The sequence below is a fragment of the Pseudomonas sp. Y5-11 genome, assembly GCF_022368695.1.
Classification (GTDB): domain Bacteria; phylum Pseudomonadota; class Gammaproteobacteria; order Pseudomonadales; family Pseudomonadaceae; genus Aquipseudomonas; species Aquipseudomonas parakoreensis.
Window position 1 is genome coordinate 2,117,479 of record NZ_CP058974.1, and the last position, 16,181, is coordinate 2,133,659.

The 16,181-nt window shown below is 61.2% G+C and carries 18 protein-coding genes; 13 read left to right on the forward strand and 5 right to left on the reverse strand.

The genetic code is table 11. From position 1 onward, the window contains the following. Positions 1 to 68 precede the first annotated feature (68 nt). The 5 genes from HXW87_RS09300 to HXW87_RS09320 all read left to right on the forward strand — a co-directional run bounded on the left by HXW87_RS09300 (position 69) and on the right by HXW87_RS09320 (position 4,183). A complete protein-coding gene (locus tag HXW87_RS09300; RefSeq protein WP_007964212.1) occupies positions 69 to 782 on the forward strand; it encodes a TetR family transcriptional regulator in 714 nt (237 codons plus the stop codon). A 147-nt stretch (positions 783 to 929) separates the two neighbouring features. After that, complete coding sequence (locus HXW87_RS09305; protein ID WP_239778805.1) at positions 930 to 1,487, forward strand: hypothetical protein; 558 nt, start codon at positions 930 to 932, stop codon at positions 1,485 to 1,487. A 24-nt stretch (positions 1,488 to 1,511) separates the two neighbouring features. Continuing rightward, on the forward strand, positions 1,512 to 2,789 hold the full coding sequence (locus HXW87_RS09310) for a flavohemoglobin expression-modulating QEGLA motif protein (protein WP_047292802.1): 1,278 nt from the start codon (positions 1,512 to 1,514) through the stop codon (positions 2,787 to 2,789). Between the two features lie 162 nt (positions 2,790 to 2,951). Then, the gene (locus HXW87_RS09315) at positions 2,952 to 3,857 is read left to right on the forward strand and encodes an alpha/beta hydrolase (RefSeq protein WP_131671899.1); all 906 of its coding nucleotides are present in this window, start codon (positions 2,952 to 2,954) and stop codon (positions 3,855 to 3,857) included. Continuing rightward, on the forward strand, positions 3,854 to 4,183 hold the full coding sequence (locus tag HXW87_RS09320) for a hypothetical protein (protein ID WP_007964217.1): 330 nt from the start codon (positions 3,854 to 3,856) through the stop codon (positions 4,181 to 4,183). The genes HXW87_RS09315 and HXW87_RS09320 overlap by 4 nt, the downstream gene beginning before the upstream one ends. A 138-nt stretch (positions 4,184 to 4,321) precedes the next feature. Here the strand turns inward: HXW87_RS09320 and HXW87_RS09325 are convergent, their stop codons facing one another. The 3 genes from HXW87_RS09325 to HXW87_RS09335 all read right to left on the reverse strand — a co-directional run bounded on the left by HXW87_RS09325 (position 4,322) and on the right by HXW87_RS09335 (position 6,290). Then, positions 4,322 to 5,110 carry an OmpA family protein gene (locus tag HXW87_RS09325; protein WP_047292806.1) on the reverse strand — a complete coding sequence of 263 codons (789 nt, stop codon included), beginning with the start codon at positions 5,108 to 5,110 and terminating at the stop codon, positions 4,322 to 4,324. Positions 5,111 to 5,166: 56 nt separating this feature from the next. Then, positions 5,167 to 5,571 (reverse strand): DUF4398 domain-containing protein, encoded by a 405-nt coding sequence (locus HXW87_RS09330; RefSeq protein WP_007964219.1) that lies wholly within the window; start codon positions 5,569 to 5,571, stop codon positions 5,167 to 5,169. A 374-nt stretch (positions 5,572 to 5,945) separates the two neighbouring features. Continuing rightward, on the reverse strand, positions 5,946 to 6,290 hold the full coding sequence (locus HXW87_RS09335) for a hypothetical protein (RefSeq protein ID WP_007964220.1): 345 nt from the start codon (positions 6,288 to 6,290) through the stop codon (positions 5,946 to 5,948). Positions 6,291 to 6,500: 210 nt separating this feature from the next. On the opposite strand from HXW87_RS09335, the gene ppc reads away from it, so the two are divergent. The 7 genes from ppc (at position 6,501) to HXW87_RS09370 (ending at position 13,857) form a co-directional block, all read left to right on the forward strand. Continuing rightward, positions 6,501 to 9,131, forward strand: coding sequence for a phosphoenolpyruvate carboxylase (ppc, locus tag HXW87_RS09340; protein ID WP_239778806.1), 2,631 nt, complete (start codon positions 6,501 to 6,503; stop codon positions 9,129 to 9,131). Between the two features lie 290 nt (positions 9,132 to 9,421). Beyond that, on the forward strand, positions 9,422 to 10,069 hold the full coding sequence (gene adk, locus HXW87_RS09345) for an adenylate kinase (protein WP_025112233.1): 648 nt from the start codon (positions 9,422 to 9,424) through the stop codon (positions 10,067 to 10,069). A 93-nt stretch (positions 10,070 to 10,162) separates the two neighbouring features. After that, a complete protein-coding gene (tsaB, locus tag HXW87_RS09350; RefSeq protein WP_239778807.1) occupies positions 10,163 to 10,837 on the forward strand; it encodes a tRNA (adenosine(37)-N6)-threonylcarbamoyltransferase complex dimerization subunit type 1 TsaB in 675 nt (224 codons plus the stop codon). A 286-nt stretch (positions 10,838 to 11,123) separates the two neighbouring features. Next, positions 11,124 to 11,432, forward strand: a complete 309-nt coding sequence (locus tag HXW87_RS09355) for a hypothetical protein (protein WP_003222071.1) — start codon at positions 11,124 to 11,126, stop codon at positions 11,430 to 11,432. Next, positions 11,432 to 12,292: a DUF72 domain-containing protein gene (locus HXW87_RS09360; RefSeq protein WP_239778808.1), complete on the forward strand. Its 861-nt coding sequence runs from the start codon at positions 11,432 to 11,434 to the stop codon at positions 12,290 to 12,292. Before HXW87_RS09355 ends, HXW87_RS09360 begins: the two co-directional genes overlap by 1 nt. Before the next feature lie 33 nt (positions 12,293 to 12,325). Further along, complete coding sequence (locus tag HXW87_RS09365; protein ID WP_239778809.1) at positions 12,326 to 13,162, forward strand: isocitrate lyase/phosphoenolpyruvate mutase family protein; 837 nt, start codon at positions 12,326 to 12,328, stop codon at positions 13,160 to 13,162. A 2-nt stretch (positions 13,163 to 13,164) separates the two neighbouring features. Beyond that, positions 13,165 to 13,857, forward strand: a complete 693-nt coding sequence (locus HXW87_RS09370) for an extensin family protein (RefSeq protein ID WP_182403951.1) — start codon at positions 13,165 to 13,167, stop codon at positions 13,855 to 13,857. A gap of 4 nt (positions 13,858 to 13,861) precedes the next feature. Here the strand turns inward: HXW87_RS09370 and HXW87_RS09375 are convergent, their stop codons facing one another. Further along, the gene (locus HXW87_RS09375; protein WP_239779144.1) at positions 13,862 to 14,482 is read right to left on the reverse strand and encodes an energy transducer TonB; all 621 of its coding nucleotides are present in this window, start codon (positions 14,480 to 14,482) and stop codon (positions 13,862 to 13,864) included. A 96-nt stretch (positions 14,483 to 14,578) separates the two neighbouring features. On the opposite strand from HXW87_RS09375, the gene HXW87_RS09380 reads away from it, so the two are divergent. After that, entirely contained in the window at positions 14,579 to 15,358 is a 780-nt protein-coding gene (locus HXW87_RS09380) for a class I SAM-dependent methyltransferase (protein WP_239779145.1), read from the forward strand. 106 nt (positions 15,359 to 15,464) lie between these two features. On the opposite strand, the gene HXW87_RS09385 is transcribed toward HXW87_RS09380, so the two are convergent. Continuing rightward, positions 15,465 to 16,100, reverse strand: coding sequence for a TetR/AcrR family transcriptional regulator (locus tag HXW87_RS09385; protein WP_041063295.1), 636 nt, complete (start codon positions 16,098 to 16,100; stop codon positions 15,465 to 15,467). Between the last annotated feature and the right edge of the window lie 81 nt (positions 16,101 to 16,181).

Here is a 16,181-nt window from a genome sequence, read left to right on the forward strand (position 1 = left end):
TTTATTGCCTGTCTGGTACAAATGTATCAATTGGTTAATTTTGCAATAGCAGAGGAAGTCCAGTCGTGATGGTTGCAATCGCTCAAGAAGGTGCAGCGGGTATCGCCACTGCGGTCGCTGAAAGTGTTCAGTACCAGGGCCGCAAGGCCAGCCGACAGGGCAGTGAGCAGCGTCGACAGGACATTCTCGACGCGGCGATGCGCATTGTCGTGCGCGACGGCGTGCGCGCCGTGCGCCACCGGGCCGTGGCGGCCGAGGCCGGTGTGCCGCTGTCGGCCACCACCTATTACTTCAAGGACATCGATGACCTGCTCACCGATACCTTCGCCCAATACGTCGAACGCAGCGCGGCCTACATGGCCAAGCTGTGGATCAACAACGAAGGCTTGCTGCGCGAGATGGTCGTCAGTGGCGACGGCAGCCCCGAGTCGCGCTCGCAACTGGCCGACGACATCGCGCGGCTGATGGCCGACTATGTGCACCGGCAACTGGTCAACCGTCGCGAGCACCTGATGGCCGAGCAGGCGTTCCGCCAGGAAGCACTGCTCAACCCGCGCCTGGCGGATCTGGTGCGCTCGCATCAGCAGATCCTGCTGCAGGGCACCTGCCAGTTGTTCCAGGTCCTGGGCTCGCGTGAACCGCAACAGGATGCCAAAGTGTTGACGGCGATTATCGGACGGATGGAATATCAGGGCCTGCTCAACGACGCCGAGCCTTTGGCCGAACAGGACATGCTCGGGATTCTGACGCGGTACATGCATCTGGTCCTGGCCTCGGTGTAAGCCCTGTTGTCCGTCTGACACCGATCCCAATGTAGGAGCTGCCGCAGGCTGCGATCTTTTGATCTTGCTTTAAGAGATCAGGATCAAAAGATCGCAGCCTGCGGCAGCTCCTACAGGGGAGGTATTGCGAGTTCATGGGAGTATTGAATGAAAGCCTGGCGTGGCGTGCTGATCGCCTTGTCGTTCCTGCTGCTCAGCGGTTGTCTGGTGACTTTCAAGGATCCGCTGCCCGCCAGTGAGTCGGCGCCCAAGGGCCTGCTGGGCACGTGGTCGAGCACCAATGCCTGGGGCGAGCCGATGAACCTTGAGCTGACCCGCGTCGGCCATGATCGCTATCAGGCGATCACCTGGTTCAAGGCCCGGCCTCACGAGCGTGAGGCGTACGCGTTCACCGTGTCGCGCCATGGCAGTCGCTGGTACCTGTCGGCGAAAGTGCCGGCGCGTTACGGTGGCCAATACACCATCGCCGGGTTCGAACTCACCGACAAACACGAGCTGGTGGTGTACAACCTCGACCTCGAACAGATCAATCAGGCGATCAAGCAGCAAGCCCTCGACGGCAAGGCATTCCAGACTGAGGACGACGGCGACGGCGTGCAGGTCGACAGTAGCCTCGACAAGGTCTTTGCTTACCTCGACGATCCGGCCAATTCCGATGTCTTCGTCGAGGCCGCACGCTATCAGCGCCAGGCCCGCGCCAAATAATTCAGTTTTCTACAGGAGTTTCGGGTGGACGATTACCAGCAGACGATACGCACGTTGTCCGATCGCATTGTGCTGGCGCAGACGCCGATCCGCGTGCTCGATGCGGTGAAGTGGGACGAGAACATCCGCAAGGGCTTTCTCAAGGCCAAGGGCAAGGAAATGCCGGCGGTGGATCGCGACTACTACCTCAATCGGCCGCTGAGTTTCGATTCGAGCAAGGTCAAACTCGAGTTCCAGAACATCGAACGCGACATCACCCGCCAGCTCGGCCAGTTCAACCCGGTCGGGCAGATCATGCGGCGCATGTGCAAGGAATACCGCATGGTGGTGCGCATGCTCGAAGCGCGCGGCACCGAAGATTTCGGCCTGATCTCGCAAGAGCTGTACGGCGCCGCGTCCGATGCGTTCCACGCCGGCGACCCGACCCTGGCCGACCTTGGCTTGATGATGTCTGACTACCTGAACAACATCGACGGCCGCGGCGACCTGAAAGACGAACCGAAGGTCCTCACCGCCAAGGATGCCGTACACCTGTTGCAAACCCGGTTGAACAAGGTGTTCGGCGAGGCCGAGGAAACCATCCGCGTGTTCGAGTCCGACGGCATCGTCGCCGACGCGGCGGCAGGTGCCGACTACATCAAGATCCGCACCGACGCGCTGTTCAACGACCGCGACGTGCGTGCACTGGAAGTCCACGAAGGCCTGGTGCATGTCGGCACCACGCTTAACGGCCTGAACCAGCCGATCTGCACCTTCCTGTCCAAGGGCCCACCGTCGTCGACAGTGACCCAGGAAGGCCTGGCGATCCTGATGGAAATCATCACCTTTGCCTCCTACCCGAGTCGCTTGCGCAAACTGACCAACCGTACCCGTGCCATTCACATGGTCGAGGAAGGCGCGGACTTTTTGCAGGTGTTCGAGTTCTTCCGCGAACAGGGTTTCGAAATGGCCGAAAGCTACGGCAACGCCAGTCGAGTGTTCCGAGGCTCGACGCCGAACGGTCTGCCATTCACCAAAGACTTGTCCTACCTCAAGGGCTTTATCATGGTTTACAACTACATTCAGTTGGCCGTGCGTAAGGGCAAGCTTGAGCAGGTACCGCTGCTGTTCTGCGGCAAGACCACGCTGGAGGACATGCGTACCCTGCGTCAACTGGTCGATGAAGGTCTGGTGGTGCCGCCGAAATACCTGCCGGAACAGTTCCGCGACATGAACGCGCTGTCGGCTTGGATGTGCTTCTCCAACTTCCTCAATCACTTGAGCCTGGACCGGATCGAGGCGGATTACTCCAATATCCTCTGAACCACATACAAACCCTGTGGGAGCTGGCTTGCCAGCGATTGCAGTCTGACAGTCAATATTGATGTTGGCTGACCCACCGCTATCGCTGGCAAGCCAGCTCCCACAGGGTTATTTGTTGACACAATTATTGTTTTCAACCCGAATTCTGCGAGGTTTCACCGGATGAGAATCCTCGGCATCCTTTGCCTGCTCCTGACCCTCGGCGGTTGCAGTTCGCTGTTGTTTTACCCCGAACCGGGCCAGATCTTCACCCCGGAAAAAGCCAGGCTCGAATACCGCACCGTCACCCTGACCACGGCCGACGGCCTCAAGCTCAATGCCTGGTGGCTGCCGGCCAAGCCCGGTGTCGAGGTCAAAGGCACAGTCCTGCACCTGCACGGCAACGGCGGCAATCTGCCGATGCACTTGGGTGGCAGTTGGTGGTTGCCGAAAAACGGCTATCAGGTGCTGCTGGTGGATTATCGCGGGTATGGCTTGTCCGAGGGCGAGCCGAGTCTGCCGGCGATCTATCAGGACATCGACGCCGCGTTCGCCTGGCTGGATCAGGCGCCAGAGGTCAAAGGCAAGCCGCTGATCCTCCTCGGCCAGAGCCTCGGCGGCTCAATGGCCGTGCATTGGCTGGTGCAGCACCCCGAGCGGCAGAAACAGCTGAAAGCCTTCGTGCTCGACGGTGTACCCGCCAGTTACCGCAGCGTCGGTCAGTACGCCCTCAGCACGTCGTGGCTGACCTGGCCGTTTCAAGTGCCGTTGTCGTGGCTGGTGCCGGACGGCGACAGTGCGATCAACTCGATGCCGCAGCTTAACGGTGTGCCGAAACTGATCTTTCACAGCATCGACGACCCACTGGTGCCAATGTCCAACGCCATCCGCCTGTATCAGGCAGCGCCGCCACCACGGGTGTTGCAGTTGACCCGCGGCGGCCACGTACAGACCTTCGGCGACCCGGTCTGGCGCCAAGTGATGCTGCGTTATCTGGAAGATCCCGAGCACTTCAACGGCCTGCGCCGCCTCGGCGAGATCCCCAATTATCCGCAACCCCCGAATTCTGAAGATGAGAGTCCGCAATGACTGAAGAACGTAACGCCATCCCGCTGATCATCACCGGTATCTGCAGCATCCTCGGCACCGTTGGTGCCCTGTGGTATTACGGCTACCTGCACTTCGCCAAACCCGAGGATGCGCTGCTGCTCAACGAATTCACCATGCTCAAGACCGTGCCGGGCGAAGACTACAAAGTCTCGCTGGACCCGGCGCCGCAGGTGGCGCAGTGCATCGACGGCGTGCTGGTGCTGTTCGACACCGAGCAGAAAGGCCTGACCGGGGTGCTGATCAATGCGCAGAAAAAAGCCGTGCGCTGCATGGGCCAGGAAACCCCGCAGAAACTCGAGCCATAAAAGCCAAAGATCGCAGCCTTCGGCAGCTCCTGCATTGGAACACGATCCCTGTAGGAGCTGCCGAAGGCTGCGATCTTTTGATCTTGAAAAAGCCCCGCCTGATCACTCAGGCGGGGCTTTTGCGTTAGCGCGTGTTGCTTAGTTCGAGCTGACCGCCGAACGTGGCATCACTGGCTGGTTGTCGTTGGAAATGGTCACTTCCACACGACGGTTCATCGCACGACCGGAAACGCTGCCGTTGTCGGCAACCGGGTATTCCTTGCCGTAACCCTGAACCACGATGCGCGAAGGATCTACGCCCATCTTGATCAGCGCGACTTGAACCGAAGTCGCGCGACGCTCGGACAGCGACTGGTTGTACGAAGCCGAGCCGGTGCTGTCGGTGTAACCCTCGACGATCACTTTACGATCCGGATTTTCCTGGAGGAACTGCGCCAGTTTGTTGATGTTCACCAGACCGCTGGACTTCAGATCAGCCTTGTTGGTGGCGAACAGCACGTCACCGAAAGTCACCAGGGTACCGCGATCGGTCTGCTTGGCGTTCAGGCTCTGCTGCAGTTGTTTGATCTGCTGATCGCGAGCGTCCAGGCGGGCCTGGGCACGTTGCGCGGCAGCGTTCTTCAGGTTGTTTTCAGCGGTGCGCAGGGCAATGGTCTGCTTGGCCACTTCCACGCGCTGGTTGGTCAGGTAGGCCAGTTGGTCAACCTTGGCCGCGTCTTCCTTGTCCAGGTAAGCCTTGTCGGCCTTGTCCAGGTAATCGCTGGCGTCTTTGGTTTCCAGGGCCGCGACTTTGCTTGCCTGTGGGTTGGCCTGCAGGCCGGCGTAGTTGGTACGTGCCTGCTCCAGGTTCGGGTTAGGCGGGGTGGAGCAGGCAGCCAGGGCAACGCTTGCGGCCAGAAGAGCGGGGATCATCAGTTGCTTACGCATAATTTGTCGTCCTTTCTATCGATAAAAGTTTCAGCTTTGCGATTCGGGATGCGCGCTTACTGCACGGTGCGCTGACTTTCCTGACGCAGTTCCTGAACACCTTTCTGGGAATCCTTCACAGCCTGTTCGGCCTTGGCAGCCTGAGCCTTGCGTTCTGCTACGCGAGCGTCCCATTCGGCTTGCTCGGCGAGGGTGCGAGCTTGTTCATACTTCTTGTCGTGCATGGCGATTTCGGCTTGCTTGAGCTTGTCCTGCGCCTGCTTCATTTCCACAGCAGCGAACTCGGTACCACCGGCGCTGACCGCACTGTTGACCGCCGATTGGGTCACGGCGTACTGCTCGGTTGGCGGGTTACCGGCGCAACCGGCCAGTACGAAGCTGGTACCGATGGCCAGAGCAGCCAGTTTCAGACCGCGCAGGTGGGAGAACGAGGTTTGGGTCTTCATGGTCTTCAACTCCATTGTTTAACTCCTGATAAAACCGAAAATCCATCCTGGTCGAGGAGCCGCAAGCGTCGTGTAAAAGCGCGTTTTTGAAACGCTCGTTCCAGGCGTGGTTACAGCTTCCGACCGAAGGCGTTTTTCAAAAGTTCAGAAAAGATGGCCTATCGCCAAAAGTTTTTTTGACCAAGTCGACAAGGCTCTAAACCGGGAACTTTGGAGGCGTGGAGAGGTACGCGCGGGGTAAAAAGCGTGCAGAAGCGGAGAAGGATACGATCCCTGTGGGAGCTGGCTTGCCAGCCCATCAAATTCAACACTGATGTGACTGAACTGACGCCATCGCGGGCAAGTCGAAACGTCGCACCGCCGCTCCCACAGGTTTTTGTGTTGTCTGATCAGTGTTTTTGCTTGCCGGCAGCAGTCGACAAATCCTGCAAATGCCGGCGTGAAAGCGCCAGAAAACGCGGCGTCGGCCCGACGTCCTCATACAGCGGATCACCTTCTTCATCCGTCGCCACCACCGTCGAACCTTTCACATACGGCAGGCTCGCCTCGAACTCTTCGAGCGCGGCGCCGATCAGTTCGCCGAGCAGTTCTTCCGGATGACGTTTGGGGTACATCTCGGCAATCGCCGCCAGTCGCGCAGCGGCCTCGACGTCCAGATGAATCGTGTAGCCAGTGTCGGTCAGGCGACCCTTGGCGTTTTCTTCCCAATGCTGGGCGAGTTCACGGATTTTCATGATGACCTCATGTCGTACCTGCTCATGGCAGGATCGGGTGAGTGTCCGGCGCGGCCGGCAAGCCGTTGTGCGGCTTACTGTTGAGACTAGCTTCAAGCCGCAAGGTTTAAAGTCCCTTCGTCGTCTGCTTGTAAGAAGCGCCGTAGAGCGGCACTCTCTGGGCAAAGCATTCGTTTCTGCGCCGTCCCGATTACCGCTGGAGAACTGCTGATGACCGATATTGATGCACGCTTGCGCGAGGACGTTCACCTGTTGGGTGAACTGTTGGGCAATACCATCCGCGACCAGTACGGCGAGGAATTTCTCGACAAGATCGAGCAGATCCGTAAGGGCGCCAAGGCTGATCGCCGTGGCTCGATGGACGCCGAGCTCAGCGCCAGCCTCAATCAGCTGAGCGAAGACGAACTGCTGCCGGTGGCGCGGGCGTTCAACCAGTTTCTCAACCTGGCGAACATCGCCGAGCAGTATCAATTGATTCATCGCCGCGAAGAGTCGCAGCCTGCGCCGTTCGAATCCCGCGTACTGCCGGAACTGCTCGCTCGCCTGCGCAACGAAGGCCACAGCGCCGAATCCCTGGCCCGGCAACTGGCGCGCCTGGAAATCGAACTGGTGCTGACTGCGCACCCGACCGAAGTGGCGCGGCGCACGCTGATCCAGAAGTACGACGCGATCGCCGCGCAACTGGCCGCCCAGGATCACCGCGACCTGACCAGCGCCGAGCGCGAACAGATCCAGAACACCCTGCAACGGCTGATTGCTGAAGCCTGGCACACCGAGGAAATCCGCCGCACCCGGCCGACCCCGGTCGATGAAGCCAAGTGGGGTTTTGCGGTCATCGAACACTCGCTGTGGCAGGCGATCCCCAACCACATGCGCAAGGCCGACAAGGCGCTGTATGAAGCGACGGGCCTGCACTTGCCGCTGGAAGCGGCGCCGATCCGCTTTGCCTCGTGGATGGGCGGCGACCGTGACGGCAACCCGAATGTCACGGCAGCGGTGACCCGCGAAGTGCTGTTACTGGCGCGCTGGATGGCGGCCGACCTGTACCTGCGCGACGTCGATCATCTGGCCGCCGAGCTGTCGATGCAGCAGGCCAGCGATGCACTCAAGGCCAAGGCCGGTGACAGTGCCGAACCTTACCGGGCGGTGCTCAAGCAATTGCGCGAACGCCTGCGTGCCACGCGCAATTGGGCGCATGCCTCGCTCAGCGCCAGTACACCGGCGCCGGCCGACGTGTTGCACAACAACCGCGATCTGCTCGATCCGCTGGAACTGTGTTTCAACTCCCTGCACGAATGCGGCATGGGCGTGATTGCCGACGGGCCGTTGCTCGATTGCCTGCGCCGGGCGGTGACCTTCGGCCTGTTTCTGGTGCGCCTCGATGTACGTCAGGATTCGACGCGGCACAGTTCGGCAATGACCGAAATCACCGATTACCTGGGCCTCGGTCGCTACGAAGACTGGGACGAAGAACAGCGCATCAGCTTCCTTACCCGCGAATTGAGCAATCGCCGGCCACTGCTGCCGGCGCATTTCAAACCGTCCGCCGACACGGCGGAAGTGCTCGCCACTTGCAAGGAAATCGCCGCCGCACCGGCCGCGTCCTTGGGTTCCTACGTGATCTCGATGGCGGGCGCCGCCTCCGACGTGCTGGCAGTGCAGTTGCTGCTCAAAGAGTCCGGCGTGTTGCGGCCGATGCGCGTGGTGCCGCTGTTCGAAACCCTCGCCGACCTCGACAACGCCGGGCCGGTGATGGAGCGTCTGTTGCTGTTGCCGGGCTACCGCGCAAGGCTGCAAGGCCCGCAGGAAGTGATGATCGGTTACTCCGATTCGGCCAAGGATGCGGGCACCACCGCCGCCGCCTGGGCGCAATACCGCGCGCAGGAGCGGCTGGTGGAGATCTGCCGCGAGCAGCAAGTCGAACTGCTGTTGTTCCACGGTCGCGGTGGCACCGTGGGCCGCGGCGGCGGACCGGCGCACGCGGCGATTCTGTCGCAGCCGCCGGGGTCGGTGGCGGGGCGCTTCCGCACCACCGAGCAGGGCGAAATGATTCGATTCAAATTCGGCTTGCCGGACATCGCCGAGCAGAACCTCAATCTGTATCTGGCCGCGGTGCTCGAAGCGACGCTGTTGCCACCACCACCGCCGACGCCGGAATGGCGGCACCTGATGGATGAACTGGCCGCCGACGGCGTCGCCGCGTACCGCGCCGTGGTGCGGGAGAATCCGCAGTTCGTCGAGTATTTCCGCCAGTCGACACCGGAGCAGGAGCTGGGACGCTTGCCCCTCGGCAGCCGTCCGGCCAAGCGCCGTGCGGGTGGGATCGAGAGTCTGCGGGCGATCCCGTGGATCTTCGGCTGGACCCAGACCCGCCTGATGCTGCCGGCCTGGCTCGGTTGGGAAAGCGCGTTGAGCAAGGCGCTGGAGCGCGGCGAGGGCGAACTGCTCGGGCAGATGCGTGAACAGTGGCCGTTCTTCCGCACCCGTATCGACATGCTGGAAATGGTCCTGGCCAAGGCCGACGCCGACATCGCGCTGTCGTACGACCAGCGTCTGGTCGAGCCGGACTTGCTGCCGTTGGGCGCGCAGTTACGCGACCTATTGTCGCAGGCGTGCACGGTGGTGCTCGGCCTGACCGGTCAGTCGCAACTGCTGGCACATAGCCCAGACACCTTGGAATTCATCCGTCTGCGTAACACTTACCTCGACCCGCTTCATCTATTGCAGGCCGAGCTGTTGGCCCGTTCGCGGCAGCAGAATGTCGAGCAGGGCAGCCCGGTGGAGCAGGCGCTGCTGGTGTCTGTGGCGGGAATTGCCGCCGGTTTGCGCAATACCGGCTAAGGTTTTTGCGGTGGTATCAGGCGCCCGGTGCACAGGCCGGGTGCCGCTTTGTACACAGGCAGAAAGTGCGGGCAGGCGACAGTTAATGATGGGGTTGCGACTTGGGTTACCGCGTCGCAAGGTCGCGGCGGGCGCCGGTTTCTCCGACTTTTGGCGTCTTGTGTGGGCGCAGCCTGCTGTGTATCTTGATCAGCCTTTGGCCGTTTGTGCGGCCACGACCCGTTTTTTTGAGATTGGCCCAAAGAGGCGAATCCCGTTGTTTTCTATATAAAAAATTGAGGAGCACATCGATGCGCGTCATTCTGCTGGGAGCTCCCGGGGCCGGTAAAGGTACTCAGGCTAAGTTCATCACCGAGAAATTCGGCATTCCGCAAATCTCCACCGGCGACATGCTGCGTGCTGCGGTCAAGGCCGGCACTCCGCTGGGCGTTCAAGCCAAGAGCATCATGGATGCCGGCGGCCTGGTGTCGGATGACCTGATCATCGCGCTGGTGCAGGATCGCATCGCTCAACCCGACTGCGTCAATGGCTTCCTGTTCGACGGCTTCCCGCGCACCATTCCGCAAGCCGAAGCCCTGGTGACTGCCGGTGTCGAACTGGACGCCGTGGTTGAAATCGCTGTTGAAGACGAAGAAATCGTTCAGCGTATCGCCGGTCGTCGCGTTCACGAGGCCAGCGGCCGCGTTTACCACATCGTCTACAACCCACCGAAAGTGGCTGGCAAAGACGACGTTACCGGCGACGATCTGGTGCAGCGCAAGGACGACACCGAAGAAACCGTGCGTCATCGCCTGTCGGTCTACCATTCGCAGACCAAGCCGCTGGTGGATTTCTACCAGAAGCTCTCCGCTGCCAACGGCAAGCCGAAGTACAGCCACATCCCGGGCGTTGGCTCGGTTGAAGCGATCACCGCCAAGGTGCTCGAAGCGCTGAGCTGAAAAAGCCGATCCGCTGCATCATCCACGGCCCGCTTGCGGGCCGTAGTTGTTTATACTGACGCCCTTTTTCTCCCACCTGTTTTGGAAACATCGATGAGCACCTTGCTGGCCCTGGACACCGCGACCGAAGCTTGCTCCGTTGCCTTGCTGCATGACGGCAAGGTCACGAGCCATTACGAGGTGATCCCGCGTCTGCACGCGCAGAAGCTGCTGCCGATGATCCAGCAACTGCTGGCCGACGCGGGCACCACGTTGCAAGCGGTGGACGCCATTGCCTTCGGTCGTGGGCCGGGTGCGTTTACCGGTGTGCGGATCGCCATTGGTGTGGTGCAAGGTCTGGCCTTTGCGCTGGATCGCCCGGTGCTGCCGGTGTCGAACCTGGCGGTACTGGCACAGCGCGCGTATCGCGAACACGGTGTGAGCCAGGTCGCGGCGGCCATCGATGCGCGGATGGATGAAGTGTATTGGGGCTGCTACCGCGAGACCGCCGGCGAGATGCGTCTGGTCGGTGCCGAAGCGGTGCTGCCACCGGAAGCCGCGGCGCTGCCGGCCGATGCCAGCGGCGATTGGTTCGGTGCGGGCACCGGTTGGGGCTATGGCGAGCGGATCGCGGTCAGTCTGTCCGGTCAGGACGCCGGCATGCTGCCTCACGCCGAAGACCTGCTGACCCTGGCGCGATTTGCCTGGGAACGCGGTGAGTCGATTCCTGCCGACGAGGCGCAACCGGTTTACCTGCGCGATAAAGTCGCTACTCCAAAGGCTTGCTGAGTCCTGACTTCTAGCGGGGTAGCTTCTGTGGTGAGGGGATTTATCCCCGATGGGTCGCGAAGCGGCCCCAAAAATCAACGACTGCTTCGCAGCCGATCGGGGATAAATCCCCTCACCACAAAAGCCCTCCACAAACTCCGTGTCTTATTCCAAATTCTGCCAATCGTCAGTTTCCAACCCCGCGCTTTAAACCTTTTACGCTTTATGTGTTCTAGTTATCACTCGGCGGTTTGCTAAGTCGGTCAAGTGCCGCTAAATTGCCATCATCGATACCGAGCATGAAATTATGCGTATAGACGGCCTTTCCTCTCAGTCCTACCCCATCAAGCGCAAGCCTCGCAAAGGCAATGTGGCGCTGGATGAGTCCGTCGACGATATCGACGGCGAGCTGGAATTCCCGACTGAAGAGCAACTGGCCGCCCGCGCTGCCAAAGCCTCCGCACAACGCCTGGCCAATCTGCCTGCCCGTCAGCAAGACATGATTTATCACCGCGCCATGAGCAAAAGCGTAGCGATGGCCCTGGCCAGCTACCTGAGCACCGCCGGTTTTGTCGATTGGGATGCGGATGTGTTGGGCCTCGATCTGTACATCTGATGGCGCTGCCTTACTACCTCGGTTGTCCGTCCTGGAGCGAAAACGCCTGGCGCGAGTATCTGTACCCCGAAGACGCCAAGACTTCCGACTTCCTCAGTCTTTATTCTCAAGTGTTCAACGCCGTCGAAGGCAACACGACCTTCTACGCCAGCCCGTCGCCGGTCACCGTGCAGCGTTGGGCCGAGACCATGCCCGAACACTTTCGCTTCACCGCCAAGTTTCCCGGTGACATCAGCCACAGCGGTGACCTGCGCGATCAACTGACCGCCGCCGAAACCTTCGTGAATCTTCTCAGCCCGCTCGGCGAACGGGTTTCGCCGCTGTGGCTGCAACTGTCGAAAAGCTTTACCCCGCATCGATTGCCCGAGCTGACGGCGTTCATCGATGCGCTGGACCGGCCACTGGCTGTGGAAGTCCGCCACGAACAGTTCTTCGCCAAGGGCGAGAGCGAGCGTCTGCTCAATCGCCTGCTGCTTGAGCGTGGCGTGGAGCGCATCTGCCTCGATCCTCGTGCGCTGTTCAGTTGCCTGTCGACCGAGTCTTCGGTGATCCACGCGCAATCGAAAAAACCTCGGGTGCCGACCCGCCCGGCGGCCTTCACCCAGTGCCCGCAGGTACGTTTCATTGGCCATCCGGAGCTGGAAGCCAACGATCCGTTCCTGGTGCCGTGGGTGGCGAAAATCGCCGAGTGGATCGAAGAGGGCCGCACGCCGTACATCTTCCTGCACACCGCCGACAACGTGATGGCGGCGAAGCTGGCGCAACGTTTTCACGCACAATTGATGCAACGTTTGCCTGGCCTGCCGTCCCTGCCTGAGCTATACAGAGAACCCGCCGCCGAGCAACTCGGCTTGCTCTGAAGGCGGATTTTTCCCCTGCCCAGGAGCCTGCCGATGAACGCCCACGCCCTTCAAGAACAAGCCCGCAAAGCCCAGGCCTTCAAGGCCCTGCATGAAGGTGCGGGGATTTTCGTCATCCCCAACCCGTGGGATGCCGGCTCGGCGAAAATGCTCGCCAGTCTGGGCTATCAGGCGTTGGCGACCACCAGTGCCGGTTATGCGTTTTCCCAAGGCAAGGCCGATGGCGCCCTGAGTCTCGATGAGACCCTGGCCAATGTCCGGGCAATTGTCGCGGTCACCGATCTGCCGGTGGCGGTGGACCTGGAAAACGGTTTCGCCGATGACCCGGCCGAGTGTGCGAAAAGCTTGCTGCGTGCCGCCGAGGCGGGCGCGGTGGGCGGTTCGATCGAGGACGCCACGGGCCGTGCCGACGCGCCGATCTACTGCTTCGAACACGCTGTGGCGCGCATCGAAGCCGCCGTCGCCGCAGTGCGCACGCTGCCATTTCCCTTCACCCTGACCGCCCGTGCGGAAAACTACTTGCACGGCAATCCCGATCTCGACGATACCATCCGCCGCCTGCAGGCCTTTGCCGCAGCGGGCGCCGACGTGCTGTACGCGCCGGGTTTGCGCAGCGCCGAAGAAGTGCTGGCGGTGGTGCGCGCGGTGGCACCAAAACCGGTCAACGTGCTGATGTCCGGCGGTTTGAAACTGACCGTGCAGGCGCTGGAAGAAATGGGTGTGCGCAGGATCAGCACCGGTTCGGCGCTGGCTTTGGCAGCGTTCGGCGAGTTTTTCCGCGCGGCTGAAGAGATCCAGCAGCACGGCACCTTCGGCTTCACTGCGCAATCGATGCCGTACGCTCAGGCCAATCAGTTCTTCAAAGGCTGAGCATGGGCCGCTGGATCGCGCTGTCGGTACTGTTGATGATTGCTGGCGCCGTGGTCAGCGTCTGGCGCGGCTGGGTCGACGTGCCGGCCGAGTGGAACCCGTGGGCGCCGCTGGACGTGAAGGCCGCGCCGAACTGGCTGACCGGTTTCAAGCTGATGCGCCTGCGCAATAACCCCGAGTTATGCGCACACGTTCTGAGCCACTCGGGTCTGCGCGTCACCGCGCAAGCCGACAGTCCCGACGCCAAGTGCCCGCTGATTGGCGCCGTGCGCGTGCAGGGCGGCGAGGTGGCGCTGAGCAGCAGCTTCCTCGCCAGTTGTCCGTTGGCGGTGGCTTACGCGATGTTTGAACGACATACCCTGCAACCTGCCGCGCAAGCGCTTTACGGCCAGTCTGTGGCGCGTATCGATCACCTCGGCAGCTTTGCCTGCCGCAATGTCTACAACCGCGAGAGCGGGGCGCTCAGTCGCCACGCCAGTGCCGATGCGCTGGACATCAGCGGTTTTCGGCTGGCGGATGGGCGCAGCGTCAGTGTGCTCAAAGACTGGCCGAAGCAAAATCAGGACGCGCAGTTTCTGCGTCAGGTGCGCGATGGCGCCTGTGAGGCGTTCAGTGTGGTGTTGAGTCCGGATTACAACGCCGCCCATCGCAATCACTTTCATGTCGATGTCGGGCGTTGGAGCGTGTGTCGCTGAGGGATCAGGCGGCGAGGCGCAGGTTCTGCAGGATGATCGGGCGCGCCCAGCCGTTATCGAAGTCGAGCGCTTTCTGCTGCTCGACGATTTCTTCCGGCGGGAACGGCGGATAAGGTTTTTGCAGCAGGTCGAGATCGAACTCGGCAATCGGCAGGTACAGCGGCTTCTTCTGCGGCGCCGGACCCGGCTCTGGCACAGGCTGACCGTTGTTGATCACGATCGGGCGAACCCAGCTGCTGTCGAAGTCTTGCTGCTCCTGCTGAGCCTTGAGTTCTTCTGGCGGGAACGGTGGGAACGGCTTGTCCAGCAGATCGGTTTCGAACTCGGCGATCGGCAGGAACAGCGGCTCCGGCGGACGCACTTCGGTCTCGACCACATCGCACTGACGCTGCTCGACGATGTGCGCGTGCAGCTCACTGCCCAGGGTCGGTTCTTCCGGGCTGTTCAGGTCAACCGGTGGGAACGTGCCGCAGGCTGGCACCACATCACTCGTCTGTTCGGCCAGGGCCTGGGCAAAGAAATCCTGCCACAGGTGACTGACGCCGCCCAATGCTTGAGTGTTATGACGGCTGAAGTCGCCCTTGGGCGAAATGTAGCCAATCGATGTGGGAAGAATGCCTGACATTTTTTTCGGTTGACGCTCAGCTCTGGCAAAATGCGCGTTGATTGGTTTATCGGCCACTTTTTGCCGATCCTTAACTTTTTTGAGCGTGTTTTCATGATTGAGCAACCCGCGGCCTGCCGCATCCATGTCCAGGCCCTCGGCCCGACGTTTGAAGCGCAAGCCGAGCAATGGGCCGAGCGCCTGGGCCTGCCGCTGCAGGTGGCCGACGGCGAGTTCGCCTTGCAGGTGGGCGAGCAGGGTTTGCAGCTGCAGCAGCTCGGCCCGGATGCGCCGGGACCGGTGCGGGTGGACTTTGTCGAGGGGGGCGCGGCGCACCGGCGTCTGTACGGCGGCGGCAGCGGGCAGATGATCGCCAAGGCGGTTGGCATCGCCCAAGGCGTGCGCCCTCGGGTGCTGGACGCCACGGCGGGGTTGGGCAAGGACGCTTTCGTGCTGGCCAGTCTGGGTTGCGAGATGAGCCTGATCGAGCGCCAGCCGCTGATCGGGGCGTTGCTGGAGGATGGTCTGGCACGGGCGGCGGAAGATTTCGACGTGGCGCCGATTGTCGCGCGGATGAAGCTGCTCAAGGGCAACTCGATCGAGGTCATGCGCAACTGGGAGGGCGAGCCACCGCAGGTGATCTACCTCGACCCGATGTTCCCGCACCGCGAGAAGACGGCGTTGGTGAAGAAAGAGATGCGTCTGTTCCGGCCGCTGGTCGGGGATGATCCGGATGCGCCGGCGTTGCTCGAAGCGGCGCTGGCCCTGGCGACACACCGGGTGGTGGTCAAGCGCCCGCGCAAGGCGCCGTGTATTGAGGGGCCGAAGCCGAGCCATGCGCTGGATGGCAAATCCAGTCGGTATGACATCTACCCGAAGAAAGCGTTAAAACCCTGAGACCGAGTTGCGCCCATTCGCGAGCAAGCTCGCTCCCACATTTGGAATGCATTTCAAATGTGGGAGCGAGCTTGCTCGCGAAGGCGTCCGCAAAAACTCCGCAAAATCAGGGCCGATACGCCCGCATGAACAACCCCACCACTTCTTGCACATGACTCTCTGCCGCTTCTTCGCTCAGCGGTTCACCGCAGCAATACAGTAAACGAAAATTCCCCGCACCCTTGAGCAGGCAGAAGAAATGCTCGGCGGCATTGCGCGGCAGGTCGATGCTCAGCACGCCGGTCTCGTCGATGCGTTTGAGCAGCCGCTCCATGCCTTGCACCATGCGTTCGGGGCCAGCGTCGAAGAAGATCTGCGACAGCTTCGGATCCTGGGTGCCCAGCGCCATCATCAAGCGATGCAAATTCACCGACTCGTCGCTGTTGATCAGCTGATGAAAGCCCCGGGCAATGTTCAGCAACACATTTTCCACGGGGATGCCGGCGGGCAATTCGAAGAACAGCGGCGGTAACTGCTCCTCGCATTTGGCCATTACCGCGGAGGAGAACAGCGTCTCCTTGTCGTTGAAGTGGCTGTAAACCGTCAGTTTCGACACGCCCGCCTCGGCGGCGACCGCGTCCATGCTGGTGTTGGCATAGCCGTGACTCAGGAACAGGGTTTTCGCCGCATCGAGGATTGCCCGGCGCTTGGCTGGATCCTTCGGACGGCCCGGGCCGTTTGGAGCTGAAAGATTGTTCGACATTCTTCGCTTTTAATACTGGACTGGTGAGTTTGCTATTAATACCATACCGGTCAGTATAAATATTCCAAGCACCATAAGCGA